Annotated in this window: 18 protein-coding genes; 9 read left to right on the top strand and 9 right to left on the bottom strand. The window is 68.5% G+C overall.

From position 1 onward, the window contains the following. Positions 1-167: 167 nt before the first annotated feature. Complete coding sequence (locus EUC46_RS01460) at positions 168-899, top strand: histidine phosphatase family protein (RefSeq protein WP_128772393.1); 732 nt, start codon at positions 168-170, stop codon at positions 897-899. Between the two features lie 127 nt (positions 900-1,026). On the opposite strand, the gene panB is transcribed toward EUC46_RS01460, so the two are convergent. After that, entirely contained in the window at positions 1,027-1,878 is an 852-nt protein-coding gene (gene panB, locus EUC46_RS01455; RefSeq protein ID WP_128772392.1) for a 3-methyl-2-oxobutanoate hydroxymethyltransferase, read from the bottom strand. A gap of 246 nt (positions 1,879-2,124) precedes the next feature. On the opposite strand from panB, the gene EUC46_RS01450 reads away from it, so the two are divergent. The 3 genes from EUC46_RS01450 to EUC46_RS01440 all read left to right on the top strand — a co-directional run bounded on the left by EUC46_RS01450 (position 2,125) and on the right by EUC46_RS01440 (position 7,932). Then, positions 2,125-3,456 carry a glutamine synthetase family protein gene (locus EUC46_RS01450; RefSeq protein ID WP_128772391.1) on the top strand — a complete coding sequence of 444 codons (1,332 nt, stop codon included), beginning with the start codon at positions 2,125-2,127 and terminating at the stop codon, positions 3,454-3,456. A gap of 21 nt (positions 3,457-3,477) precedes the next feature. Next, positions 3,478-7,194 carry a bifunctional [glutamine synthetase] adenylyltransferase/[glutamine synthetase]-adenylyl-L-tyrosine phosphorylase gene (locus EUC46_RS01445; RefSeq protein WP_128772390.1) on the top strand — a complete coding sequence of 1,239 codons (3,717 nt, stop codon included), beginning with the start codon at positions 3,478-3,480 and terminating at the stop codon, positions 7,192-7,194. A gap of 99 nt (positions 7,195-7,293) precedes the next feature. Further along, positions 7,294-7,932 (top strand): histidine phosphatase family protein, encoded by a 639-nt coding sequence (locus EUC46_RS01440; protein WP_128772389.1) that lies wholly within the window; start codon positions 7,294-7,296, stop codon positions 7,930-7,932. A 106-nt stretch (positions 7,933-8,038) separates the two neighbouring features. On the opposite strand, the gene EUC46_RS01435 is transcribed toward EUC46_RS01440, so the two are convergent. The 4 genes from EUC46_RS01435 to glnA all read right to left on the bottom strand — a co-directional run bounded on the left by EUC46_RS01435 (position 8,039) and on the right by glnA (position 12,524). After that, positions 8,039-8,830: an amino acid ABC transporter ATP-binding protein gene (locus EUC46_RS01435; RefSeq protein WP_128772388.1), complete on the bottom strand. Its 792-nt coding sequence runs from the start codon at positions 8,828-8,830 to the stop codon at positions 8,039-8,041. Further along, entirely contained in the window at positions 8,827-9,819 is a 993-nt protein-coding gene (locus EUC46_RS01430; protein WP_128772387.1) for an amino acid ABC transporter permease, read from the bottom strand. Before EUC46_RS01430 ends, EUC46_RS01435 begins: the two co-directional genes overlap by 4 nt. Positions 9,820-9,932: 113 nt before the next feature. Further along, positions 9,933-10,856 (bottom strand): ABC transporter substrate-binding protein, encoded by a 924-nt coding sequence (locus EUC46_RS01425; protein WP_128772386.1) that lies wholly within the window; start codon positions 10,854-10,856, stop codon positions 9,933-9,935. A gap of 243 nt (positions 10,857-11,099) precedes the next feature. Next, a complete protein-coding gene (gene glnA / locus EUC46_RS01420; RefSeq protein WP_128772385.1) occupies positions 11,100-12,524 on the bottom strand; it encodes a type I glutamate--ammonia ligase in 1,425 nt (474 codons plus the stop codon). A gap of 222 nt (positions 12,525-12,746) precedes the next feature. On the opposite strand from glnA, the gene EUC46_RS01415 reads away from it, so the two are divergent. Next, entirely contained in the window at positions 12,747-13,577 is an 831-nt protein-coding gene (locus tag EUC46_RS01415) for a MerR family transcriptional regulator (RefSeq protein ID WP_128772384.1), read from the top strand. A gap of 209 nt (positions 13,578-13,786) precedes the next feature. Here EUC46_RS01415 and EUC46_RS01410 read toward each other — a convergent pair whose 3' ends face one another. Further along, positions 13,787-15,487 (bottom strand): DUF349 domain-containing protein, encoded by a 1,701-nt coding sequence (locus EUC46_RS01410; RefSeq protein WP_128772383.1) that lies wholly within the window; start codon positions 15,485-15,487, stop codon positions 13,787-13,789. Between the two features lie 279 nt (positions 15,488-15,766). Between EUC46_RS01410 and EUC46_RS01405 the strand changes: the two genes are divergently transcribed. Next, positions 15,767-16,603: an MBL fold metallo-hydrolase gene (locus tag EUC46_RS01405; RefSeq protein ID WP_128772382.1), complete on the top strand. Its 837-nt coding sequence runs from the start codon at positions 15,767-15,769 to the stop codon at positions 16,601-16,603. A gap of 82 nt (positions 16,604-16,685) precedes the next feature. Beyond that, positions 16,686-18,089 carry a histidine--tRNA ligase gene (gene hisS / locus EUC46_RS01400; RefSeq protein ID WP_128772381.1) on the top strand — a complete coding sequence of 468 codons (1,404 nt, stop codon included), beginning with the start codon at positions 16,686-16,688 and terminating at the stop codon, positions 18,087-18,089. Here hisS and EUC46_RS01395 read toward each other — a convergent pair. Then, complete coding sequence (locus EUC46_RS01395; RefSeq protein ID WP_128772380.1) at positions 18,086-19,693, bottom strand: cation:proton antiporter family protein; 1,608 nt, start codon at positions 19,691-19,693, stop codon at positions 18,086-18,088. The genes hisS and EUC46_RS01395 overlap by 4 nt on opposite strands. 75 nt (positions 19,694-19,768) lie before the next feature. Further along, positions 19,769-21,301: a cation:proton antiporter family protein gene (locus EUC46_RS01390; protein ID WP_241655320.1), complete on the bottom strand. Its 1,533-nt coding sequence runs from the start codon at positions 21,299-21,301 to the stop codon at positions 19,769-19,771. Between the two features lie 263 nt (positions 21,302-21,564). Here EUC46_RS01390 and EUC46_RS01385 point away from each other — a divergent pair, with 263 nt between their 5' ends. Together EUC46_RS01385 and EUC46_RS01380 are read left to right on the top strand one after the other, a co-directional pair. After that, the gene (locus EUC46_RS01385) at positions 21,565-22,143 is read left to right on the top strand and encodes a CopG family transcriptional regulator (protein WP_128772379.1); all 579 of its coding nucleotides are present in this window, start codon (positions 21,565-21,567) and stop codon (positions 22,141-22,143) included. 99 nt (positions 22,144-22,242) lie between these two features. After that, the gene (locus EUC46_RS01380) at positions 22,243-22,977 is read left to right on the top strand and encodes a DUF4097 family beta strand repeat-containing protein (RefSeq protein WP_128772378.1); all 735 of its coding nucleotides are present in this window, start codon (positions 22,243-22,245) and stop codon (positions 22,975-22,977) included. A 170-nt stretch (positions 22,978-23,147) separates the two neighbouring features. Here EUC46_RS01380 and EUC46_RS01375 read toward each other — a convergent pair whose 3' ends face one another. After that, the gene (locus EUC46_RS01375) at positions 23,148-25,694 is read right to left on the bottom strand and encodes a DEAD/DEAH box helicase (RefSeq protein WP_128772377.1); all 2,547 of its coding nucleotides are present in this window, start codon (positions 25,692-25,694) and stop codon (positions 23,148-23,150) included. Between the last annotated feature and the right edge of the window lie 73 nt (positions 25,695-25,767).

The following is a 25,767-nucleotide window of genomic DNA, read 5'->3' as shown; positions in this document are numbered from 1 at the left end:
CATAAGTGCGTCCCCCACGGGCTTTTGCCCCGCGTCGGCTCATCCCTCACCCCCGGCGCCCCATACACCCTCACCCCCGACGCCTCATACAGCGGTGGAGGATAGGGAAGGGTGCGGCGGTGGAGGATTAGGGGAGGGGCGCCCCCGGTGCGGCATACCATGCAGCCATGGCCAAAATCCACTTCGTGCGCCATGGCCGCACGGTTCTCAACGAGCAGCACCGCACCCAGGGGCGCTGCGACTCACCGCTGACGCCCGAAGGGCGCCTGGGCGCGCAAGCCTGCCGCGACTATCTAGCTGATGTGCCCGTTGCCCGGGCCTACCTCAGCCCGCAGGGGCGCGTCTTAGAGACCGCTGAGATCCTTCTTCAGGCTCACCCGGGCGCCAAGCGCATCATTGTGGAGGGGCTACGGGAGTACGACTACGGCATCTACGACGGCGGACCCGACCCGCAGATGCACGCCGCCATGCCCCTTGAAACCCACGTGCCCGCGGTCCTGTCCGGCACCCACCCAGGTGCCCCGGACGGCATTAGCGCACGCGACTACCTGGCCAATGTCGACGGCGCCCTGGCGCGAATCATGGCCGACCTGCGCGCCGGCGAGCCGGACCAGGAGGTCCTGGCCATCTCCCACGGCATGACCATTATGACGCTCATGGCCCGCTGGGTCGGCCCGGAGGTCTTCGGCATGAGCCCCATGGCCAACTGCTCTGTAACCACTGTCGAGGTCGACCCCACCATAGTCGACGGCGCCGTCCGCCTCCTCCAGTGGGCCGTTGACCCCGGCAACCAAGGAGTGACCTTCCCCTTCCGGGATATCACCGGCGTCTTCGAGGACGGAAACGGCATGAACATGGTCCCGATCGACTTTTCCCACCCGGCACCGGCGCTGTGTTAGCCCAGTTAACCCAGTCCGCGCGAGGCGCCGGGCGCAGGCCTCGCCCCACGGCGGGCCTTCTGGCGGAGGGTCGAGCAGGCCACCTGGCGGCGGGCCAAGGAGACCGGTCGGGCCAAGGAGACCGGGCTCAGGAGTCGAACCAGTGCTCCTTGGCGGGGAAGGTGCCGGCGCGCACGGCCTGTCCGTAGTCGACCGCCGCCTGGTGCAGGGCCTCGCCCACCTGCCCGAACTGCTTGGCGAAGCGTGGCCTCCAACTGGTCATTCCCGCCATATCGGACCACACCAGGACCTGACCATCGCAGCGGGCACCCGCACCAATGCCGATCGTGGGAATGTCGAGGGTTTCAGTGAGCCGGGCGGCGACCGGCTCGGGCACCATCTCCACCAGGAGGGCGAAGGCTCCAGCCTCCTGGAGGGCGAGGGCGTCCTCAACGAGGATCTCTTCGGCCTCGCCCCGGCCCTGAACCCTAAAACCGCCCAGCGTATTAACGCTCTGGGGCGTGAAGCCCAGATGCCCCATGACGGGGATCCCCGCCTGGCTCAGGGCCCGGACCGCCTCAACGCGAGGGCGACCGCCCTCGAGCTTGACGCCGTTGGCGCCGACCTTCATTACTCGTACGGCGCTGGCCAGGGCTTGACCGGGGCCCGCCTCGTAGGTGCCGAAGGGGAGGTCGGCCAGCACGAAGGCGCGTGTAGTCGCGCGAGCCACGGAGCGGGTGGCCACGACCATCTCGTCAAGCTCTACGGGAAGAGTGGAACCGTGGTCGAGCATGACATTGCCAATGGAGTCGCCGACCAGGATCATGTCCATGCCAGCGGCATCGAAGATTCGGGCGGTCAGGGCGTCATAAGCGGTGATCATGGTGAGCCTGGTGCCCGCCGCCTTGGCGGCAGCCAGGTGTTGGAGGCGCACTGGCTTGCCGCCCCCCACCAGGCTGGAGTGGTCTGAGGGTCCGTAGGGGGACTCAGGTGTAGCCATAGATAAAGCCTAGCCCCGAGACGGGCGGTGAGAGCACCAATGCTGTGGCTCATCGCCCCTGGCGCCGGCGCGGCCGCCGGCACTGCGCCACCCGTGCCGGCATGCGGCCCTGTCCTGGGCGGGCCTGAAACGTCTTCGACTCACCTGCCTACTAGGCTCGTGCCCGACGGCGGGGGACAGTCGGCCCCGCCGGAGGCTTTGAAAACCGTTTATGGCGGCACCAGGACCCCATGGGCAGGAGGCACTATGGACAAGCAGCAGGAGTACGTCCTGCGGGCCATTGAGGAGCGCGACATCCGTTTTATCCGCCTGTGGTTCACTGACGTGCTGGGCCAGCTCAAATCAGTGGCCATTGCTCCGGCGGAGGTTGAGGGGGCCTTCGAGGAGGGCATTGGTTTCGACGGCTCCGCCATTGAGGGCCTGACCCGCGTCTTTGAATCCGATCTCCTCCTGTCCCCGGATCCCTCGACCTTCCAAATGCTGCCCTGGCGCACCAGCACCAACGGCGTGGCCCGCATGTTCTGCGACGTGCTGACCCCCGATGGCGAGCCCGCCCGCACCGACCCCCGCGCCGTCCTGGAGCGCCAGATCGCCCGCGTCGCCGACGCCGGCTTCACCTGCTACATCCATCCCGAAATCGAGTTCTACCTGGTGGAGCGCGGCCCGGACGGCCGCATTAGGCCGACTGACAACGCCGGCTACTTCGACCACGTGCCGGGGGGCACCGCCCATGACTTCCGCCGGCGCGCCATCCTCCAGCTCGAGCAGATGGGCATCTCGGTGGAGTTCTCCCACCACGAGGGCGGCCCGGGCCAAAACGAGATCGACCTGCGCTTCGCCGACGCCCTGTCCATGGCGGACAACATTATGACCTTCAAGGCCGTGGTCGAGGAGGTGGCCATTCAGGAGGGCTGCATGGCCACATTCATGCCCAAGCCTTTTGTTGGCCAGCCCGGTAGCGGCATGCACACGCATTTCTCCCTGTTCGAGGGGGAGCGCAACGCATTCTACGATCCGGCGGGCCAGTACCAGCTCTCGTCCATCGGTTGCGCTTTTATCGCCGGCCTACTGCACCACGCCAGTGAGATCACCGCCGTGACCAACCAATACGTCAACTCCTACAAGCGCCTATGGGGCGGGGATGAGGCTCCCAGCTACGTGTGCTGGGGGCACAACAACCGCTCCGCCCTGGTGCGCGTGCCCATGCACAAACCAGGTAAGGCCCAGTCGGTGCGAGTGGAATACCGTTCCCTTGACCCCTGCGCCAACCCCTACCTGGCGCTGGCGGTCATTCTGGCGGCCGGCATGCGCGGCATTGAGGAGGGCTATGAGTTGCCGCCCGAGGCCGAGGATGACGTGTGGGCTCTATCTGACGGCGAGCGCAAGGCCCTGGGCATTGGCGCCCTGCCCACCAGCCTTAAGAGCGCCGTGGCCGCCATGTCGAACTCGGACCTGGTAGCCGACACTCTAGGGGAGGACGCCTTCGAATTCTTCCGCCGCAATAAGCGCCGTGAGTACCAGGCCTACGACGCCCAGGTCACGGACTTCGAGCTCTCCCAGTTCTTCCCCCGCTCCTGAGCGGGGCGCCAGGAGGCCACCATGCGGGGCTGGGAACCAGCGGGGCGACGTCGCACGAGTATGCGCACCCGTCTTATCCGAGCAGGATTCATAGAGGTTGACCGCGCCGCAGCCTGCCTGGCGGATCCGGCCCTAATCGCCTACCTGCCTGAGCCCCCCGCGCCCGACCCGGCCCCAGAGGCGGGGGATGGCCCGGGCACGCCGCCTGATGGCATATCCACGGGGGCTGGGGAGGGCCTAATCCCCGCCCTGGCCCGTTGCGCTGATCCCGATCTGGCTCTACTCAGCCTCATCCGCCTGTGTGAGGCCTGCACCGCGGCCGGCCCCACCGCCGCCCCCGCGGCGCTCCTGCGCTCCCTTCTGGCAGTTGCTACCGCGCAGGCTCAGAATCAGGCGGCGCGCAGTGGGGAAGGCGATTCCGCCGTTGACCCCGTGGCCCAGCACGTCGACAGACTGCTGGCGGTTTTGGGCGCCTCCCAGGCCTTGGGGGACTTCCTGGTCACCCACCCCGCTCACCTCGAGGCCCTGGCTCCGGAGCACTCCTTCGATGCGCCGGGCGCCCCCGGTGTAGCTGAGGTGGTGTCCGGGGCGGTGCACCGGGCCCTGACCGAGGAAGACGGCTGCTGCGACCCCAGGCCCCGCGAGCGCGCCCGCGCCGCTACGTACGCTCTGCGCCGCGCCTATCGCGACCGGCTGCTGGCCATTGTCGCCGACGACGTCACCAGTTCTGAGCCCATCGCTTACGTCCCCGTGGTCGGCGAGCGCATGACCCGCCTGGTGGACGCCACCCTGGATGCTGGGCTGCTCATTGCCCGCGCCGTCGTGGGGCCCACGGCCAACCGGGTGGCCCTGGCTGTTATCGCCATGGGCAAGACCGGGGCCCAGGAGCTGAACTACATCTCCGACGTCGACGTCGTCTACGTCGTCGGTCCTGCCCGGGACAGCGGTGGGGAGCCCCTCGATGAGGAGGAGCTGGTGCGGGTGGGCGGTGAGATTGCCACCGAGCTGGCTCGCGCCACCTCCGCCGGCGGGGACGAGCCGCCGCTGTGGCCATTGGACACGGGCCTGCGCCCTGAGGGCAAGGACGGCGCCCTGGTGCGCACACTGGCCTCCCATATCGCCTACTACGAGCGCTGGGCCTCCTCATGGGAGTTCCAGGCCCTGCTCAAGGCCAGGGCCTGTGCTGGGGACGCCGCGCTAGGAGAGGCCTACGAGGAGGCTGTCGCCCCTTTCATCTGGTCGGCGAGTCAGCGGGAGAACTTCGTCGAGGACGCTCGGGCCATGCGCCGTCGGGTCGAGCGCGAGTCCGAGCCTCAGGGTGAGGACGACCGGCGCATTAAGCTCGGGCCCGGAGGCCTGCGCGATGTGGAGTTCACCGTTCAGCTGCTTCAACTCGTTCACGGGCGCGGCGATGCCCGCCTCCATGTGCGCCCCACCCTGGAGGCCATTGACGCCCTGTCAGCGGGCGGCTACGTCAGCCGCACCGCGGCCAGCGCCTTGGCGGACTGCTACCGGGCGCTGCGCCTCATGGAACACCGCGCCCAGCTTTACCGCCTGCGCCGCACCCACGACCTGCCCTCACGTCCAGAGAATCTGCGGCGCATGGGGCGCGGCATTGACCGCTTGGAGCTGGGTGAGCCCGAGGCGTTGGTGACCGTCTTCAAGGGCCTGCGCCGCCAAGTGCGCGCCCTGCACGAAGAGATCTACTACCGGCCCCTCCTGGGGGCGGTGGCGTCCTTATCGGCCGATGAGATGCGGTTAAGCCCAGAGGCGGCCCGCGCCCGGCTGGCCTCGGTGGGCTACCTCGACCCTGACGGCGCTCTACGGCACATTCAGGCCCTCACTGAGGGAGTGAGCCGCCGCGCCGCCATCCAACGCCAGCTCCTGCCGGTCATTATCGGTTGGATCGGACAGGGACCCGACCCCGACAATGGCCTGTTGTCCTTCCGGCGCCTGTCGGAGGCCATTGGCGGCTCCCACTGGTACCTGGCCATGCTGCGGGACTCGCCGGTGGCTGCGCAACGCCTGTGCCAGGTGCTCTCCGGGGCGCGCTGGACCACTGAGCGCCTGGCGGAAAGGCCCGAGTCCATTGCCTGGCTCGACGACGATGAGGAGCTCCTCGCCCGCCGCCCCGGTTTGCTGTGCGAGGAGATCACCCACATCCTGCGCCGTCGCGCTCTCACCGCACCCGACGAGGCCGGTTTGGAGCGTCAGGCTGTAGAGGCCGTACGCGCCGTCGTCTCGGTGCGCAACCGTGAACTCATTCGCGCGGCCCTGGCCGACTCCTTGGACGGGGTTGATCCCGCGCGCACGGCCCGCATTCTTACTGACGCCACCGACGCCGTCATTGGCGGGGCCCTGGTTGTGGCCACGGGTTTGGTCGTGGCCGAGCGTGAAGGCGCCCAGGCCGTTGCCGCCGGCCCGGACGCCGCCGGGCACTGGCCCGGGGGGCTGGCCGAGCATGCCGTGATCGCCATGGGGCGCTTCGGCGGAGCCGAGCTCACCTACGCCTCGGACGCCGACGTCCTCTTCGTCCATGACCCCCTGCCCGGGTGCGACCCGGCGCTGGCCGCCCAAGAGGCGGAGGCGGTCGCCTCCCGCACGCTGCGCCTGCTGGCCGGGGCCCGCCCGCACCCCCTGACCATAGACGCCGACCTGCGCCCCGAGGGGCGCCGGGGCCCCATGAGCCGTTCCCTGGCCTCCTACGCCGAGTACTACCAGCGCTGGGCCTCGGTGTGGGAGCGCCACGCCCTGGTGCGGGCCCGCGCCTGTGCCGGTAGTGAGCCGCTCGGGCGGCGCTTCCAAGAGCTCATTGCCCCACTGCGGTGGAGCCCCGATGGCCTGAGCGCCGTCGAGCTGCGCGAGATTAGGCGCCTCAAGGCGCGAATGGAGACTGAGAGGCTGCCGCGCGGCACCGACCCCTCCCGGCACCTCAAGCTCGGACCGGGAGGACTGTCCGATGTGGAGTGGGCCGCCCAGATTCTCCAACTCGCCCACGGCGCGCAAGTGCCCGGGCTGCGCACTACCTCGACCCTGAGGGCGCTTGAGGCCGCCGCCCAGGCAGGACTGCTTGAGGTCGAGGACGCCGGTGAACTCGCCAGTGCCTGGATATTGGCCACGCGTGTGCGCGCCGCCAATGTGCTGGGCACCGGTAGGGACAGTGGAGTGCGCGTCGACGTGCTTCCCTCCGACCAACTGGGTATTCGCATTGTGGGACGGCTCATCCAGATGGAGCCGGGGCGTGAGCGGGATCTGGAGGAGATCTATCGGCGCACCGCCCGCCACGCCCGCGCGGTGGCCGAGAGGATTGTTTTCGGCTCAGGGCAGCAGAAGGCGGGGGACGCCGTCGTCGGCGGCGCTGCGACCACGGCAGGCCGTGGTGCCCCTGGCGGGGCGCCTCCAGATCAGGGCATCGGGGGGCGGGCCGGCCAAGCCTCCTTGCAGGCCGGCGCGGCAGCGCCTGCGGCGCCGCACCGGGCCGGCCCACCTGGCATGGGCGCCAGGACCGCGAACCCGTCTGGGGCAGAACCCCAGCGTCGGGGAGCCTCACCCGGGGCCGGTGCGGGGAATGGCGCAGCGCAGCGCGGCCGGGCTGCCAATGGCGCGCATGGCGGCAACCTGGACCAGGATGCACCCGTTGTTGGCTCCCGCCGTCGGCCCGGGGCCTCGACGCCGCCCGCCTCCCGGCGACGGCGCCCGGTGCGCCGCCGCGAGAGCGGCCCCTACCCCTGGTCCTGAACTGCAAGACCCGCCGTGGCAGACGGCGTCGGCCAGCGTGTGAGCAGCTGGGCCTCCGGCGCCCCGGACGCTGGGGGGCGAGCCTGGCAGGATAGGAGGGTGAAGCTTGTCCTGGTCCGCCATGCCCGCACGATTGCCAACACAATGGGAGCTCTCGACACCGGTTTCCCCGGTCAGGGCCTTGACGAGCGCGGGCTCGCACAGGCCCAATCCCTGGTTGAGCGCCTGTCCGCCCGGGGCCATCTGGAGGCGATCTCCTCCCTGTGGGTTTCCCCGATTCTGCGGGCCCGTCAGACCATGGCCCCCGTGGAGGCGGCGACGGGCATGAGCGCCACCATCTGCGCCGGGCTGCGCGAGGTGCTCGCCGGCGACCTGGAGATGAACACGGACGTCCGCTCCATGGCCTGCTACAGGGACACGACGCGCTCCTGGATGATCGGGCGCATGGCCTGCCGCATCCCCGGCTCCCCTGAGGACGGCGCCGATACCCTGGAGCGCTTCGACGGCGTCGTGCGTCGGATTGCCGCGGCCACCGATCCCGGGGCCACCGCCATGCTGGTGGCCCATGGGACCATCCTGCGCCTGTGGACAGCCATCCGGGCCGCGCCCGGCGGTGGGGCGGATCCCGCCTGGATAGCCAACCACCCCATGAGTAATGCCGGCATTAGTCTGGCCGAGGGGAGCCCCGAGGCCGGCTGGCGGCTGGTGGACTGGAACGAGGGCGACTGGACTGTCTAGGCCCGGGCTCACTTCTCCTCTCATAACCGGGTCCGGTCCTTGCCCGCGCGGGCAAGGACCGGACCCGTCAGTAGGGGCCAGTAGGAGGGCAGGGCGTTCAGCGCACTTAGAGCACCGAGGACAGGAACGCACGAGTGCGTTCGGCCCGGGGCCTGTCCAGGACCTCCTTCGGGTGCCCGGACTCGCAGACCATGCCCTCATCCATGAAGATCAACTGGTCGCCGACCTCCCGGGCGAAGCCCATCTCATGGGTGACGACCACCATGGTCATACCCGAGGCCGCCAGGTCCTTCATGACCTGAAGGACCTCCCCGACCAGCTCGGGGTCCAGCGCCGAGGTCGGTTCGTCGAAGAGCATGAGCTCGGGGTCCATGGCCAGGGCCCGGGCGATGGCCACGCGCTGCTGCTGGCCCCCGGAGAGCTGGGCGGGGTAGTGGTCGAGGCGATCGGCCAGGCCCACGCGCTCCAGCAGCTCAATGCCGCGCACCCGTGCCTGCTCCTTGGGCTGCTTGAGTACGTGGACGGGCGCCTCTATGACATTGCCCAGTGCCGTCATGTGCGGAAAGAGGTTGAACCGCTGGAAGACCATGCCGATCTTGGCCCGCTGCGCGGAGCGGGCCTTGTCCGACAGCGCGTGAAGGGCCACGGTGCCGTCGCTCTTGGTCATCTCCCGCATGCCAATGAGCTCGCCGTCGACGTACACCCGGCCGGCGTCAATGGACTCCAACTCGTTAATGCAGCGCAGCAGCGTGGACTTCCCTGAGCCCGAGGGGCCTACGAGCACGGTCACGGAGCCGGGGGCGACCTCCATGTCAATGCCCTTGAGGACGTGGAGTTCGCCGAAGAACTTGTGCAGGCCGGTGATACGGACCTTCGGGGTGGTGGGCCGGGTGCTCACGGGGTGACCTCCAGGAAGGGGTTGTCCTTGGTGGTGTGGGAGTTGAGGATCGCCTGTTGCCTGGCGGACAGCCGCCCTCGCCTGGCGCCGCCCCGACGGTCGGAATCGGCGCCGTCGAAGCCCTTGCCGTAGTAGCGCTCCAGGTAGTGCTGTCCCACCATGAGCAGGGAGGTAATAATGAGGTACCACAGGGCGGCCACAATGAGCAGGGGCACGGGCAGGAAGAGCCGGTTGCCCACCGAGTTCGCCACGAAGGTGAGTTCCTTGGTGAAGGGCACCGCCAGCACCAGGGAGGTGGTCTTGAGCATGGAGATGGTCTCATTGCCGGTGGGCGGGACAATGACGCGCATGGCCTGAGGCAGGACTATGCGCCGCAGGATCTGGCCGTTGCTCATGCCCAGGGCCCCGGCGGCCTCCCGCTGTCCGTGGTCGACGGCGTTCAGGCCCGAGCGCACAATCTCGGAGAGGTAGGCGCCCTCGTTGAGGCCCAGGCCCAGGATTGCGGCGAAGGCGCCGGTGAAGACCTCCTTGGTGGAGAAGGTGAAGAACTCCGGGCCGAAGGGGATGCCCAGGCTCAGCCGGTTGTACAGGGCGGGCATGAGCCCCCAGAACACCAGCTGGGTGTAGATCGGGGTGCCGCGGAAGAACCAGACGTAGAAGTAGGACACGCCCCGTAGCACCGGGTTGAGGCTCTGGCGCATGACCGCAGTGATGAGGGCCAGCACAATGCCCAGGGCCATGGCGCCCACCGTCAGCGCCAAGGTCCAGCCCACGGCCTTGACGACGTCGTCGTAGCGGAAGTAGAACCAGACGACGTCCCAGCGCAGGTTGGGGTTGGTGACGAGGGCGTGAATGAACATGGCCGCGAGGACTGCGACAATGCCCGCAGAGACCCAGCGTCCGGGGCGGGGGACCGGGCGGACCTGATTGAGGGTGACAGGACGGTCCTCGATGGTGTCGGGGTCCAGGGGCCGGGACGGCTCAGGCATAAGGGGTTTCCTCAATGATTGCAATGATTGTGTAGCGGTCGTGGGGTGTGGCGCCGGCAGGCTCTCAGGGCGGGCCTGCCGGCGCGGCTCAGGGCGGGGGGCTCAGGGCGGGGTCAGACGGAGGGGTCGATCTCGGAGGTCTTCAGGGCCTGGGAGGTGTCAATACCCCAGGTCTCGAGGATCTCGTCCCAGTAACCCTCGTCCATGAGGTATTGGATGGCCTGGCGGACCGCCTCGGCGGTGGCCGTGTCGCCCTTGGCGACGACCACGCCCTGCGGGGCGGCGTCGATGACCTCGCCGACGGTCTCGACCTTGCCCTCGGTCTGGATCTGGGCGTAGCCGGCAACTGTGGAGTCGGCGAAGGTGGCGTCGAGGGCACCGCCGGCCAGCGCCGTGGTGGCGTCGGACTGGGCGGAGTAGGGCTTGACGTCAATGACCGGCTTCCCGGCCGCGGTGCAGGCGGTGGAGTAGCCCTTGATGGCACTTTCCTGGGAGGTGCCCGTCTGGACCCCAATGGTCAGACCGCACAGGTTGAGGGTGTTCGAGGGGTCGACGCCCTCCGGGTTGCCCTTGGCGACATTGAACTGGGAGCCGACATTAATGTAGGAGACCATGGTCACCGACTCCAGGCGCTCCGGGGTAATGGTGAATGAGGAAATGCCCAGGTCGAACTTGGTGCCCACCGCGGGGATGATGGAGTCGAACTCGGCATGCTCGGTCTTGGCGTCCAGGCCCAGGACGGCGGCAATGGCGCGGGTGAGGTCGACGTCATAGCCCACGGGGTTGCCCGAGGGGTCACGGAACTCAGCGGGGGCGTAGTCGGTGGAGGCGCCCGCGGTCAGCACACCATCGGCGGTCACCGAGTCGGGCAGGAGTGCGGCAATGTCGTCCTGCTTAGTGATGCTCGAGGTGTCGTAGGAGGGGATGGCTGAGGCGTTGGCGGCACCGTCCTGGACATCGGAGGCCGAGGTGCAGCCTGCCAGGGCGAGCGCCGTCATGGCGGCCAGGCCAAGGGTGAGGGTGGGGATACGCTTCATGAGGGCTCCTGAGGTGCTGGGGGCACAGGGTGTTGAGCGGTGTGCTCCGGGCCAGACAATACCGGCCTCGATGTATATATATGCAAACGGCGAGGGGTCGGCTGCGGTGTTGTCCGCGACACAGGCGGCGAATCCGATTGCGGGCACCGCGGGGCTCCACCGCATCCCAGCTCGGGGGAACCCCGCGCCGCCGCCGGGCGCCGCCGGTGCGCCAGCGGTCGGCCCGGCCCGGGCGATCGCCTCTCAGATGTCGTAGTAGAGCTGGAACTCGTAAGGGTGGGGGCGCAGGCGCAACGGCTCGATCTCGTTGGAGCGCTTGTAATCGATCCAGGTCTCGATCAGGTCGGGGGTGAAGACGTCGCCCTCGGTGAGGAAGTCGTGGTCGGTCTCCAGCGCCTCCAGGGCCTGGTCCAGGGAGTACGGCAGTTTGTCGATGTCGTGGTATTCCTCCGGGGCGAGCTCGTAGAGGTCTTTGTCAATGGGCTCTCGGGGCTCAATACGGTTGCGAATGCCGTCAATACCGGCCATGAGGACCGCGGAGAAGCACAGATAGGGGTTGGATGAGGGGTCGGGCACGCGGTACTCAATGCGCTTGGCCTTCGGTGAGGAGCCGGTGACCGGGATGCGGATGCACGCCGAGCGATTGCGGGCGGAATACACCAGGTTGACCGGGGCCTCAAAACCGGGCACCAGGCGGTGGAAGGAGTTCACCGAGGGGTTGGTGAAGGCCAGCAGTGCCGGCGCGTGGGTCAAGATCCCGCCAATGTACCAGCGGGCGAGGTCCGAGAGCTGGCCGTAACCGCGCTCGTCGAAGAACAACGGCTTGCCGTTCTTCCACAGTGAGTGGTGGCAGTGCATGCCCGAGCCATTGTCGCCGAAGATCGGCTTGGGCATGAAGGTTGCGGTCTTGTTGTTGCGCCACGCCTCGTTCTTAATAATGTACTTGAACTTCATCATGTCGTCGCCGGCGGCGAGCAGCGAGGCGAAACGGTAGTTGATCTCCTGCTGGCCGGCAGTGCCTACCTCGTGGTGGGCGCGCTCAATGTCCAGGCCGGACTCAATGCAGGTGCGCACCATGGTGTCGCGCAGGTCGGCCATCTGGTCGTTGGGGGAGACCGGGAAGTAGCCGGCCTTGAACTGGGTTTTGTAGCCCTTGTTGCCCCCCTCCTCCTGGCGGCCCGTGTTCCAAGCGGCCTCAGCGGAGTCGATTGCGTAGTGCGCGCCTGCCGGAGTGGTGTCATAGGTGAGGGAGTCGAAGACGTAGAACTCCGCCTCGGCACCGATGTAGCAGGTGTCGGCAATGCCGGTGGAGCGCAGATAGTCCTCGGCCTTGGCCGCAATGGAGCGCGGATCGCGGGAGTAGACCTCGTCTGTGAAAGGGTCCACGATCGAGAAGTTGATGACCAGGGTCTTCTCGGCGCGGAAAGGGTCGAGGAAGGCAGTAGTCACATCCGGGATGAGCTTCATGTCCGACTCGTGGATGGCCTGGAATCCGCGGATCGAGGATCCGTCGAACATGAGGCCGTTGGTGAGCGCGTCGTCCTTGAAGGCCGAAACCGGGATCGTGAAGTGCTGCATGACGCCGGGCAGGTCACAGAAACGGACGTCGACCAGGGCGACATCCTCCTTGTCGATATAGGCCAGCGCTTCTGAAGCGTCCTTGAACATGGGATTCCTCCAGCGGTTGTCCGCACTGTCCGTGCGGCTGGTCGAACACTATGGGCGCGCCGTATCGCCGGCGTGCCGGATGTGTGTCCTGATTGTTTCAGTCCCCGTCATGCGGACGGCCTCAACCATGCCGGCTTGTCGGCGAGGTGATTCGCCCGGTGGGGCGCTTGACCCTCACGTTGCGTCAGGCGGGAGGCTGTCAAGGTGAGAGATGCTCAGGTCATGACGACTGACGAGTCCGGGCCCGCCGCGCGGGCGCCCGGCGCCCAGGAGATGACGGTCGGTGCCGTCGCCGCCCTGCTGGGGGTCAGCGTGCGCACCCTGCACCACTGGGACGAGCTTGGGCTGGCATGCCCCTCAGCGCGCAGCTGGTCCGGTTACCGCCTTTACAACGCCGATGACATTGCCCGCCTGCACCAGGTGCTGATCTACCGGGAGACGGGCATGCCCCTGGCCCGCATTAAGGACCTGCTGGTTGAGGCGGACCTCACCAGCACCATCGCCCACCTCGCGCGCCAGCGTGAGCTGCTTACTGAGCGGATCTCGCGACTGGAGCGGATGGTCCGCGCCATTGACACCATGATGGAGAAGGAGACTATGGGGGCACCACTGACCGCACAGGAATGGACCGAGATTTGGGGTACCGACTGGGACCCCGCCTACGCCCAGGAGGCTGAGCAGCGCTGGGGCGACACTGAAGACTGGGCCGAGGCCGCCAGGCGCCAGGCGCGCATGTCCAAGGTGGACTGGATGCGCGCCTACGAGGAGACTGAATCGCTGGAGACGGCACTCGCCGACGCTTTCACCAAAGGGGTTGAGCCCGGCAGTCCACGGGCCAACACCTTGGCCGAGCGACACCGGGCCGATCTCAATCGATGGTTCGAGGTCAGTGTCTCCAAGCAGGTTCTCATTGCCCGCGGGTACGTGGCCGACGAGCGCTTCGCCCGCCACTACAACCGCCGCGCGCCGGGCCTGGCCGCATGGCTCAAAGAGGTTGTCGACGCCTCGGCCCGCGCCCAAGGCGTCGACCCGAGTACCGCCCGCTGGTCCTGATCGCGCCGCCCTGAAGAACGGCATGGACCAACGGGTCCGGGGCTGTTGAGGCGTTTTCCCCCTCTGCCCGCGAGGCGTGTCCGAGGGCTTTTCCTCCCGCCTGCAGGGCGCACCGTGGACGCTGGAGGCCAGGGCGCACTGTGGCCCGGCACCGGGGTTGGTGCCGGGCCACGGGGGCGCCGGTGGGGTCAGTGCCGGCCAGGGCCGGATCAGGCCCTCGCCGAGCGACGGACCTGTTCCAGCCAGGCGCGACGGGCGGTCAGGGCGGCCTCCGCCTCGGCGACCTTCTTGGCATTTCCCGCGGCTGTGGCCTCAGCCAGGTCTTTCTCAAGACTGGCAATGGAGTCCTCAAGCTGGCCGGCCAAGCCCTCGGCGCGGGCCTTGGTCTCGGGGTCAGTACGGCGCCACTCGGCGTTCTCCGCCTCACGGATGGCGTCCTCGACGGCGCGCATACGCCCCTCAATACGGCGCACCGCATTGCGCGGCACCCGGCCGGCCTCCTCCCAGGCGTCCTGGATGGGGCGCAGGGCGCGTTTGGCCGCCTTGACGTTCTTGACCGGCAGGAGAGCCTCCGCCTTGGCCAGCAGCGCCTCCTTGACCCTGAGGTTCTCGGCGAACTGGGCGTCGGCGGCCTCGTCCTTGGCCCGGCGGGCGTCGAAGAACACCTGCTGGGCGGCACGGAAACGCGCCCACAGGGCGTCGTCCTCCTTGCGGGAGGCCCGGCCGGCCTTCTTCCACTCGGCCATGAGGTCACGGTACTTCGCGGAGGTGCCCGCCCAGTCTGTGGACCCCGATAGCTCCTCAGCGCGCTTAATGAGCGCCTCCTTGGCGGCCTTCACCTTGGATTGCTTGGCATCGAGTTCACTGAAGAACTGGCGACGGTGGCGGTCGAAAGCGGTGCGAGCGTGGGAGAAGCGCTTCCACAAGGCGTCCTCGGTGGGGCGGTCCAGACGCGGGCCGCGGCGTTGGGCCGCCTTCCACTGCTCCAGCAACTTGCGCAACTCGGCACCGGAGTTCTTCCACTGGGTGCGGGCGGGGTCCTGCTGGCTAATGGCCTCGGCGCGTTCAACGATCGCTGTGCGCTCCTTGAGGGCCTGCTCCTTGGCGGCGGCGCGCTCGGCGGCCACCGCCTCCCGGCGCTCAGCGGCCACCGCGCGCAAAGCGTCGAAGCGGGCGCGCAGCCCGTCCAGGTCGCCGACGGCGGCCGGCTCGACCAGGGACTCCTCAATGGACTTCAGCGTGGAGTCAATCTCCCGCACGGAGAGCTGGGGCAGGCGGGTGGCGAAGAGGTCCACCGTGGACTTGAGGTCCAGGTAGCGGCGGACGTAGAAGGCCATGGCCTCAGCAATAGGAGCGTCGGGGAATTGACCGACTTCGCGCTCGGTGCCGCCGTCCTGGACGTAGACCCTGCCCTCGCCGTCCACGCGGCCCCACTTGGCGGCGTCCATGGCCTCCTGGGGGTCAACGACCGGCTCAGCGGGGATAGCGGGGGCGGGCAGGGCGGCAGGTGTGGGTGGTGCGGCCTGTTCCTGATCCTGTTCATCTGCCTCCTGCTGTTCACCGGCCTCCTGGGTCGGCGTTTCGGCGGCGGGCTCCTCCTGGGGGGCGGACTGCTCAGCCGCGGGGGCCTCAGCTTGCGCAGAGGGGCCCTCTGCGCTGTTGTCGGCTGGTGCGTCGGCGCCCTCCTCCGGGAGAGCGGGCGGGTTCTCGGCACTGGGCTCGGTCTGCTCGGTCTGGGCGGCCGGCGAGTCCTCGGTCGGCTGCGCGGTGCCGGGCTCCCCGGCGGGGGCCTCGGACTGTTCGACCGTTTCACCGGCCCGGGTGGGGGTCTGGGGGGCGGCGGAGTCGGCCTCCGTCATGGACGTGGCAGTGGTTTCCAGCTCGGTGTCCGGCTGCTGCTGCTCGGTCACGTGGTGCTCCTTCGTGGGTTGACGGGGTGGGAGCAAGATGGCCCGCTCCGTTCCGTTCTCGCCCGGAGTCCTCCGGGTGTGTGAGGCGTCGCAGGTGGACGGCGCCGCCGCAAGCCTACTCGCAGATACCCACCCCTCGAAGCAGGGCCTCCGTCCCAGACCCTTGCTCGGAGGCGCCGGGCCCGCCTGTAGCGGAGCGGGCTGAGAGAGAGCAGGTTGAGAGCCCGGCGCGCGGAGCCTGTCCGTACCCGGCTCTTCGGCCCCGGTTAGGCTGGATCCATGATCCTGGAGCGCACCATCGCACCTGTCTTCGCCGCCAACTGCTATGTTCTGGCCCCTGCTCCCGGCGCCCCGGCGCTCGTCGTGGACCCCGGGGCGGGCGCCGCGCATCGGGTCCTGGCCCTGCTGCGCTCCAACCGGCTCACCCTGGGGGCAGTGCTCTTGACCCACGGGCACGCCGATCACGTGTGGGACACCAGCGCCCTCATTGAGGCGGCCCGCGCCGATGGGCTCCTGACCGTGGAGGATCCGGCCGACTCTGCCGCCTCGGTACCGGTCTACATACCCGAGCCGGACCGCTACCGCCTGGAGGACCCCGATGCCACTACCGGGATTAGCGCTGCCGGCATGACCTTCGCCGACCTGGCCGGTACCCCGTGGGTGCCTCCGGCCGACGTTCGCTCCTTCCCCGGTCAGGGATTTTCCAGCGCGGTTGAGCTCGTTCCCGGGATCGCCATGCGGGCGGTGGCCGCCCCTGGTCACTCCGAGGGCTCCAGCCTCTTCCTGTTGGACGCCTCTGTGAGCGACAACGCCATTCTGATCGAGGCGGAGGTCCCTCAGATTATGGATGCCGACCCCTCGGAGCTGGATAAGGAGCACGACTATCTGCTAGCCCTGGACGGCGACGTCATCTTCAAGGGGTCGGTGGGCCGCACCGATCTTCCTGGCGGTGACCAGACCCAGATGTTCGCCACTTTGCGCTTCCTGGCCACCGCCCTGGATCCGGCCACCGTCCTGCTGCCCGGTCACGGGGCGGCCACCACCATGGCCCACGAGCACTACGCCAACCCTTACGTGGCGGAGGCCAAGGTGCGTGGGGGAGACCTCAGGCCCTGATGCCCCTAGTGTCACTGCCCCGCCCCGCCACGGCCGACGGTATGCCCCTGGTGGCGCGGGCGCCGGGTGGCGTCGTGACACAATGCCACCCATGGCACAGGCACGACAGGCGCTTTCCTCCCTCTCCGGCTTCCCCGAGTGGCTCCCCGCGGGCCGCCTGGTTGAGCAGTCTTTTATCGACACCCTGCGCCGCACCTTTGAACTGCACGGTTTCAGCGGCATTGAAACCCGCGCCGTAGAGCCCCTTAGCGAGCTGACCCGCAAGGGGGAGACGTCCAAGGAGGTCTATCTTCTGAGCCGCCTCCAGGCCGATCCGCGCGACGCAGAGGAGACCGACCCGCGTAAGCAGCTTGGCCTGCACTTCGACCTGACCGTCCCCTTCGCCCGCTACGTTCTGGACAACGCAGGCACCCTCCACTTCCCCTTCAAGCGCTACCAGATCCAGAAGGTTTGGCGCGGTGAGCGCCCCCAGGAGGGGCGTTTTCGGGAGTTCATCCAGGCCGATATTGACATTGTTGGCGACGGCGCCCTGCCGCTGCACAACGACGTTGAGGTCCCCCTGATCATGCACCGGGCCCTGGCCGCCCTGCCCATCCCGCCGGTGACTATTCATGTGTCTAACCGCAAGGTCGCCCAGGGCTTCTACCAGTCCATTGGCCTGGCCGACAGCCAACTCGCCGAAGTCCTGCGCGTGGTGGACAAAATCGACAAGATCGGTGCCGACGCCGTGGCCGCCGAGCTAGTCGAGGCTGTTGGCGCCACCGCCGGCCAGGCCGGACAGGCCCTGCGCCTGGCCGAGATCACCAGCGCCGAGCCGCAGGTTGTGGCCGACGCCGTCAAGGCGGCTCTGGAGGGGGCTGAGCCCACTGATCTGCTCGCTGAGGGCCTGGCCGAGCTCACCGAGCTGCTGACCACCGCGGCCCGACGCCGCCCCGGCGCCATTGTGGCCGACCTCAAGATTGCCCGTGGTTTGGATTATTACACCGGTACCGTCTACGAGTCCTTCATGGCCGGCCACGAGGACCTGGGCAGTGTCTGTTCAGGCGGGCGTTACGACAGCCTTGCCTCCAACGGCAAGCGGACCTTCCCCGGGGTGGGCATCTCCATTGGCGTCTCGCGCATACTGGCCCGCGTCATCGGCGCCGGCCTGATCGAGGTGAGCCGGCCGGTGCCCACCGCCGTGCTTGTGGCTGTTGCCGACGAGGAGCACCGGGCCGCCTCCGACGCGGTAGCGGATGTCCTGCGGGCCCGGGGCGTGGCCGCCGATGTCGCCCCCACCGCCGCGAAATTCGGCAAGCAGATTCGCTTCGCCGACAAGCGCGCCATCCCCTTCGTCTGGTTCCCCGGCTCGGCGGGGGCCCCTGATTCCGTTAAGGACATCCGTTCCGGGGTCCAGGTGGAGGCCGACGCCGCCACCTGGCAGCCCCCGGCTGCCGACCTGGCCCCGCGCCTGCTGGTGCCCGGGGATGAGGAGGTCGATGCCTAGCTGGTGGCCAGGGCCGGCCAGCGGTGCTCAGCGGCCTCGGCGAGGGCGGCCCCCACGCCGTCGTAGATGTTGATGACGGTATCCACACCCCGCTTGCGCATGGCCTCGGCCTCATCGTCGTAGCGGGCTACGGCCATGACCTCGCCGGCGAAGCCGTGATGCTCGATCCAGTCCAGAACTGCCAGGTTTGCGCCGGGCTCGGGCATGGCCAGGATGGCCGAGCGAACCTCCCCGCTGCTCAACCGCTGCCAGAAGTCGGTGTCTGTGGCGTCTCCCTCCACAATGTTGTAGCCCTTGCGCACCAGCCTGCGCACCTTGTCGGCGTCATTGTCGACACCCAAGATCGGGACGGGCGCCCCTCGACCGAGGTCGGGCAGGTCGGCGAGGTAGCGGCGGTAGGCGGCGCGCCCTACCCGGCCCATGCCGAAGATGACGACTTCAACACCGGCCAGGTTCACTGGTGCTTCCGAGGGGTGGAGGGCGTCGGGGGCGTGGTCGGGCATGGCGTTGGAGAGCACGCGCACCAGGTGGCTGGCGCGCTGGTTGACCACGGAGGCCACAATGAAGGACAGGGCCACCGCCAGGGACAGCGACTGGACCCACTCCGGTCCCAGGAGTCCCTGTCCGACCCCGACGCCGGCCACCACGATCGCCAGCTCGGAATAAGAGGCCACTGCCAGGCCGGTGAGGACTGCGCTGCGGTGCCGCAGGCGCATGAACCACAGCATCCAACCGTAGGCGGCCGAGCGGAGGGGCAGGAGGGCCACCAGCACGAGGGCCATGGCCACCGCCCCCGCGGTGGGTGGGCCGGCAGCACCCACGGAGACGAAGAAGGCCACTAGGAAGAGCTCCTGGATGGGGCGGAAGGACTCGGCCAGGTCTGCCGAGTTGGGGTGCGAGGCCAGCAGCGCCCCGACGATTAGCGCCCCCAGCGTGCCGGGCAGATCCACCAGCTCGAAGAGCTCGTACCCCAGCAGCAGGGCGATGGTGATGCCAAAGAGGGCGTACATCTCCCGATGCCGGATGTGGCTGAGGATCCAGCCCAGGACCCGCGCCGCTGGGACCAGGAGCACCAGGGCCAGTGCCCAGGGGCTGGGGGCGGTCCCGGAGATGAAGACCAGCAGGATGATTGAGCTGGTGTCCTGGAGGATGGAGGTGCCCACGGCAATGCGCCCGTAGAGGGCGGAGCTGTCGTCGCGCTCCTCCAGGATCTTCATAATGACGATCGTGGAGGAGGAGGCCAGGGCGAATCCGAGCATGAGGACCGCCGTCCAACCCTTGACCAGGCCCACATGCAGGCCCAGGCCCAGGACCACGGTTCCAATGACTGCTGCCGTTGTCATTGTTATTACCACCATGGTGACGGCGGCGGTGGAGGAGATGACCTTGCGGCCCAGGGTGCGCAGATCCAGGTCCAGCCCAATGGAGAACAGCAGGAGCGCCGCGCCGAGCTCACCGACAGTGGAAACCCAGGGGACCTCGGGGACGTCGGCGGCGCCCAGGAGGAAGCCGGCGGCAATGAAGCCGACCAGGGGAGGCACTTTGAGTATGGCGGCGCCTAGACCAAGGATGACAACGGCGATGAGGTAGACGGCGACAGACATGGGTCCTTTCCCGGGCGTAGCGAAATGCGTCTGGGTGGGTGCCGCGTGGGGTGCGGCGAGGCCGGTGCGACCGGCTCAGGTGGGCAATGCGGCCTCAGATTCAGGTTCAGGCGCCTCAAGATCCGGGAGGGCTTCGACTGCCTCGGCCAGCGACTGTCCCACGCCGTCGTAGATGTTGATGATGGCGTCCACACCCCGTTCGCGCATGGCCGCGGCCTCGTCGTCGTAGCGGGCAATGGCCAGGATGTGGCCCTCGAAGGGAGAGCGGTTGAGCCATTCCAGGACGTGCAGATTGGCGCCGGGGCTGGGCATGGCCAGGACCGCCTTGGTGGCGTGGACAGCGTCGAGCCTGTCCCAAAAGCCCTGGTCGGTGGCGTCGGCCTCAAGTACGTGGAGGCCCTCGCGTTCAAGCTGCTCGACTTTGGTGGCGTCATTGTCAATGCCCAGGACCCCCTGCTCGCCATCGGCGACCAGCCTGTGGTAGGTGGCGCGGCCCACGCGCCCCATGCCGAAGACGACGGTGTGCACGCCGCTGAGGTCCAGGGAGCGCTGCTCGGGGTGGAGGGTGGAATCGGGGCGGTGCGGGATAAGTGCGGTCATACGGCGCACGAGTCTGGCGGGGTGGCGGTTAATGACGGCCGAGACCACGAAGGACAGGGCCAGCGCCAAGGAGACCGCGGCCGTCCAGTCTTCGCCCAGGGAACCGTGTTCAACAGCGACGGCCACGACAATGAGGGCGAACTCGCTGTAGGCGGTCATGGATAGTCCGGTGAGCACCGAGGTGCGCCGGCGCATTCTCAGGGCGCGCACGACGGCGGTGTAGACCAGGGCGCGCACCGGCAGCAGCAGGAGAAGGATGCCGGCCAGGACGAAGGCACCGGCCCCGGGGATGCCGTGCAGGCCAATGGTCAGGAAGAACCCCACCAGGAGGAGCTCCTTAATGGTGAACAGGGCGTTGGACAGCTCTTTGGCGGCGGGGTGGGAGGCGAAGAGGGCCCCCATAATGAGGGCGCCGAGGTCCCCGTCAATGCCGACGATCTCGAACAGGAGGAAGCCGGGCAGGAGCGCCATGGAGATCCCGAACAGGCTGCGCATCTCCCGGTGGTCAATGCGGTTGAGCAGCCTGCGCGCCAGCCGGGAGGCCGGCCACAGCAGGACCAGTGCCAGCGCCCAGGGGCTGGGTGTTCGCTGGGAGGAGGCGCTCATGTAGAGGACTGCGCCAATATCCTGGGCGACGAGCACGCCAATGGCGATGCGCCCGTACAGGGAGTTGGTGTCGTCGCGCTCTTCGAGCAGCTTGACCACGACGACTGTCGAGGAGAAGGACAGGGCGAAACCCAGGACCAGGACGCCACTGGGAGTGGTGCTGTCCACCTGGAGCCCCAGGAGGAGAAGACCGGCGAGGAGGGCCGAGCCCAGGGCGGTCAGTAGCGCCGTGGTGGCGATGGCTGTGCCATAGACCTCTTTGCGGATGAGGATGCGCGGGTTGAGCTTGAGGCCAATGGTGAACAGCAGTACGGCCACGCCCAAGTCTCCGAGGGTCTCGACGTAGGGCAGGTGCGCGACGGGGGCGGCGCTCAGAGCGAAACCGGCGGCGAGAAAACCCACCAGTGGGGCAGCCGCAGAAGAGTGGCTGTGAACCCGAAGACCACCACGGCTGTGAGGTAGATAGCTGATGTCACGCGCGCCTTCCTGTGGTTCCGGGCCTGCTCCGGTGATGGCAACAGCATCTTGACAGCGGTTATTCCCGTTCTCTGACACCAAATCGGAGCTCAGTCTGCGCTCAGTCTGCGGTGGAGCGCACAGGGCAGTCTTGTATGACACCACCATGGTGTCATACACCGTCATGGTGTCATGATGGTGTCATGCAAATGAGCAGCTATGCGGAGACCCTAGGTCGATCAATGCGAGAGGTGTCCTCGCTTGGTGACGAACGCACCCAGGAGGTGGCCGGCTCGCTGGTGTCAGCACTCGACCCAGCCCTGCGCCTGACCCTCCTCCAAATGCTGTGCGACATTGCCACCCAAATCGAGGACGACCTCGACACTGTGCGCGCCACCGTCGTCATGGACGGCCCCACCCCTCACCTCATGCTCACCGAGGTGATCCCTGAGCAACCGCCGGGGCAAACGGAGCACAGATCTCACAGGTCTGATGAAGGCGGTGAGTCTGAGGCGCCCGGGTCCGGAACCGCCCATGAGGGGCCGGCGACAGGGAGCGAGTCACCTGCTGGCGATGGCAATGACACGCGCACAACACTGCGCATGCCCGCCGCCCTCAAGACCGAGGTTGACGCCGCCGCCCAGGCCCAGGGGGTTTCGGTGAACACCTGGCTCCTGGCGGCCGTCCGTGCCCGCCTGGGCGGGCAGGCCGGCCCCCCTCCGGGCGGCCCCTTCTACGGGCCCCAGCCCACCAGGTCGAGCCCAAGCCTGCACGGCTGGTTCGGTTGAGCCCCAGCGCGAAGCACCCCCGGCCCCGCCGTCAATCGCCGTCAATCGCCGTCAATAGGGTCGGCACAGACTCGGACACCACACACAAGGAAGACCACCATGCCGATTTGGAACTTTGAGATCCCCTCAGGAACCACCCCCGTGCTCGCCCTGGACCTGTCCTCGCTCAGCATCACCATTAGCCCCGGCGCGGGAGGGCGCGTAACGGTTGACGCGGACGAATCGCTGGCCCCGCTGATTGCAGTCGGAGCCGACGGCGCCACCATCTCAATCCGGCAAGTCGCCTTAGTGGGACGCGAGCGCCTCGCCGGCATCTGGGCGTGGACGTCGGAGCAGTCGCGGGTGCATGTGACCATGCCGGCATGGTCCCGGCTCGAGGCGCGCATGGACCTGGGCAGCCTCAGCGCCAAGCAGCCCTGGGAGGATGCGCGGGTCCGCGCCTCAGCCGGATCGGTCAAGCTCGGGGAGTGCCGTACCGCGAGTGTGCGCGCCGACGCCGGCACGGTCTGGGTGGCGGCCCTGGGCAGTGGTGAGATTTTCGCCCAGGCCGGATCGGTCAAAGTGGGCACGGTGACCGGCGCGGTGACGGCCTCCGCCTCCGCCGGCTCGGTCAAGGTCATGGAGGCCCGCGAGGGCTCCCTGGACTTGCGCACCGAATTGGGCAGTATCTCGGTCGGGGTGCCCTTCGGAACCGCCGTCCTAGTCGATTGCAGCTCGGCGATGGGCCGCGTCATCACCGAGCTGCCTGAGCGCGACGCTCCGAGCGACCCTGAGCGGCGCCTGGAGCTTCGGGCCCGCACCGAGCTGGGCACCGTCCGCCTGCGCCGCGCCTGAAACCTCGCCGGCCTGAGGCCGGGAGGGCCGCGTGGTGAACGCGCAGTGAAAAGGCGGCGGTTTCAAGACAGGTCAGGAGGGGCGGCCGGATGCCCGGCCGCCCCTCAAAACAACCTCAAGACAACGGGGACAAGGTCACGGGGTCACTGGCCCGACCCCGCGCGCCCCGGTCAGCGCGGGTCGCGATTGCCGCGGTAGCCCCCGCCGCGGTTCCCGCCGAAGCGATTAGAGCCGCGGTCGTCGCGGCCGGCCCGGTAGCCGCGCTCCCCGCGATCCTCCCGGCCCCCACGGAAACCCCGGTTGTCGCGGTCCTCACGCCCACCGCGGTAGCCGCCGCGTTCGCCGCGGTCCTCCCAGCGGCGCGCGCCGCGCCCGTCGCGCTCCGCCCGGTCGAAGCCATGGCCTCCGCGGAAACCACCGCGATCCTCCTCGCGACGGTAGCCGCCGCGTTCGCCGCGCCCATCGCGCCCTCCCCGGCCGAAGCCGCGGCCCCCGCGGAAACCCCGGTTGTCGCGGTCCTCGTCGCGACGGTAGCCGCCGTGGTCCTCCTGGCGGGTGTCACGACGCGAGTGGCGTCCGGAGTCCTCGCCGTCGGGGCCCGACCAGCCGCCGCCGGGCCCCTCGTCGGGGCGGATGCGCAGCTCGCGGCCTCCAAAAGTGGCCCGGCCCATGGCCTGGAGCTGCTCGGGGGTCAATGGTGCGTGAATGGTGACCAGGGAGAAGGACTGAAGGATGTCGATCTTGCCAATGTCAGAGCCGGAGATGCCGCCCTCGTTGGCCAGGGCGCCCACAATCGCGCCGGGCATAATGCGGTCGCGGTGACCGACCTCCACCCGGTAGACAGTGCCCGAGCCCCCGGTGCGCTCACGGCGCCCGCCGCGGGCCGCCCCGCGCTTGCCCTCGGGGCGATCCCGACGACGGTCCCGGCCGCTGCCCTCGAAGGAGGCCGAGACAAAGGCGCCTTCGGCGTCTACGGTCTCTTCGCGACGCCCCCGTCGGCGCGGTCCGTCCTCGTGCTCCTCGCGACGGCGCGGACCCTCGTCGCCCACGGCCAGGGCCAGCAGCGTGGCGGCCATCTCCTCGACACTGACGCCGAGTTCATCGGCCTTGGCCCCCACCATAGCGGTGTACATGCCCAGGCGGCCGCGCTGGTGCCGGGCGGCGGCCCGCTCCAGGAGCTTGCCGGCGCGATGCTTGGAGACGTCGGCGGGGGAGGGCAGGGTGATCTCCTCCAGGCGGCTGCCGGTCAAGCGCTCGATCTGACGGAGCTTGCTCTTCTCCTTGGGAGTCAGGAAGGTGACGGCCTCGCCGCTGCGCCCGGCCCGGCCGGTACGCCCAATGCGGTGAACGTAGGCCTCGGCCTCGCGGGGGACGTCGAAGTTGACGACCAGTCCAATGCGGTCCACGTCCAGGCCGCGGGCAGCTACATCGGTGGCCACGAGGACGTCGAGGGTGCCGGCGCGCAGGCGCTCAACCAGGCGCTCGCGCTCACGCTGGGGGACATCCCCGGAGATGGCGGCCGCTTGGATGCCGCGGCCGGCGAGCTCAATGGCCACGTCCTCGGCGGTGGACTTAGTGCGCACGAAGACAATGGCGGCCTGGGCATCGGTGACCGCCAGGACGCGGGAGACCGCACCGATCTTATGGCGGAAGGGCACCACGGCGTAGGTCTGGCGGACCGTCTCAACAGTGGAGGCCGGTCGGGAGACCTCGATCTGGACTGGTTCGTGAAGGTGCTGGCGGGCCACATCCTGAATCGCGGGGGGCATGGTGGCCGAGAACAGGGCGGTGCGCCGCTGGGTGGGCAGGGAGGAGGCAATGGTTTCGACGTCCTCCGCAAAGCCCATGCGCAGCATCTCGTCGGCCTCGTCCAGAACGAAGTACTTGACCTCGCTCAGGACCAGGGCGCCCTTGTCAATGAGGTCGATAATCCGCCCCGGAGTGCCCACGACCACTTGGGCGCCGGATTTCAGGGCCCCGATCTGCGGGCCGTAGGGGGCGCCGCCGTAGACGGCGACGACGTCCAGGCCACGTGAGCGCGACGCCATATCGGTGATGGCCTCGGAACTCTGGAGTGCCAGTTCGCGGGTGGGGGCCAGGACCAGCGCCTGGACGGCGGTCTCATGGGCGTCAACAGCATCGAGCAGCGGCAAGCCGAAGGCAGCAGTCTTACCGGTCCCGGTCTGGGCGACGCCGACAACATCGCGGCCGGCCAGAAGGACCGGGATGGCCTCGCGCTGGATGGCGGTCGGGGTGGTGAACCCCATGTCGGTGACGGCCTTGAGCAGGTCCCCGGGCAGGCCCAGGTCCGCGAAGGTTGTCTCCCCTTCGCTGTCGGAGCCATCTGCGTCCAAGGCGCCGTCCTCAATGAAGAGGACGTGCCCGTCGACCTCCTCCTCAGCGGGATCCTGGCCGTCCTCGGGATCCCGGCCGTCCTCGTCATCCTCGGCGTCGTCCTCAGGGTCCTTCTCGGGGACGTTGCGCTCGACGTCGTCCTCCTCGTCCTCATGGTCAACATCCTCAGGGTCCTCGGGGGAGTCCGAGGAATCCGGGGTCGAGAAGTTCTCGGGAGAACCGGGAGTGGAGTCGTTTGCACTCGACTCGCTCAGGTGCGGGGCGGCGACCTTCTCGGTGGGCTCGGTGCCGGCCTCTGCGGCGAAGAGGTCGTCCAGGCTCAAGGGCCCATTGATCTCGGCAGGGCTCTGGTTGGTGCTCATGGAGTTATTCCCATCTTGTCCCCGGCACGGGGACCTACTGCGGAGTGTGGGGGAGGACCGTGTGCCCTCCGCT

The sequence above is a fragment of the Actinomyces oricola genome (assembly GCF_004104015.1).
Classification (GTDB): domain Bacteria; phylum Actinomycetota; class Actinomycetes; order Actinomycetales; family Actinomycetaceae; genus Actinomyces; species Actinomyces oricola.
The sequence above is the reverse complement of the archived record's forward strand: the minus strand, read 5'-3'. Positions and strand labels throughout refer to the sequence as shown.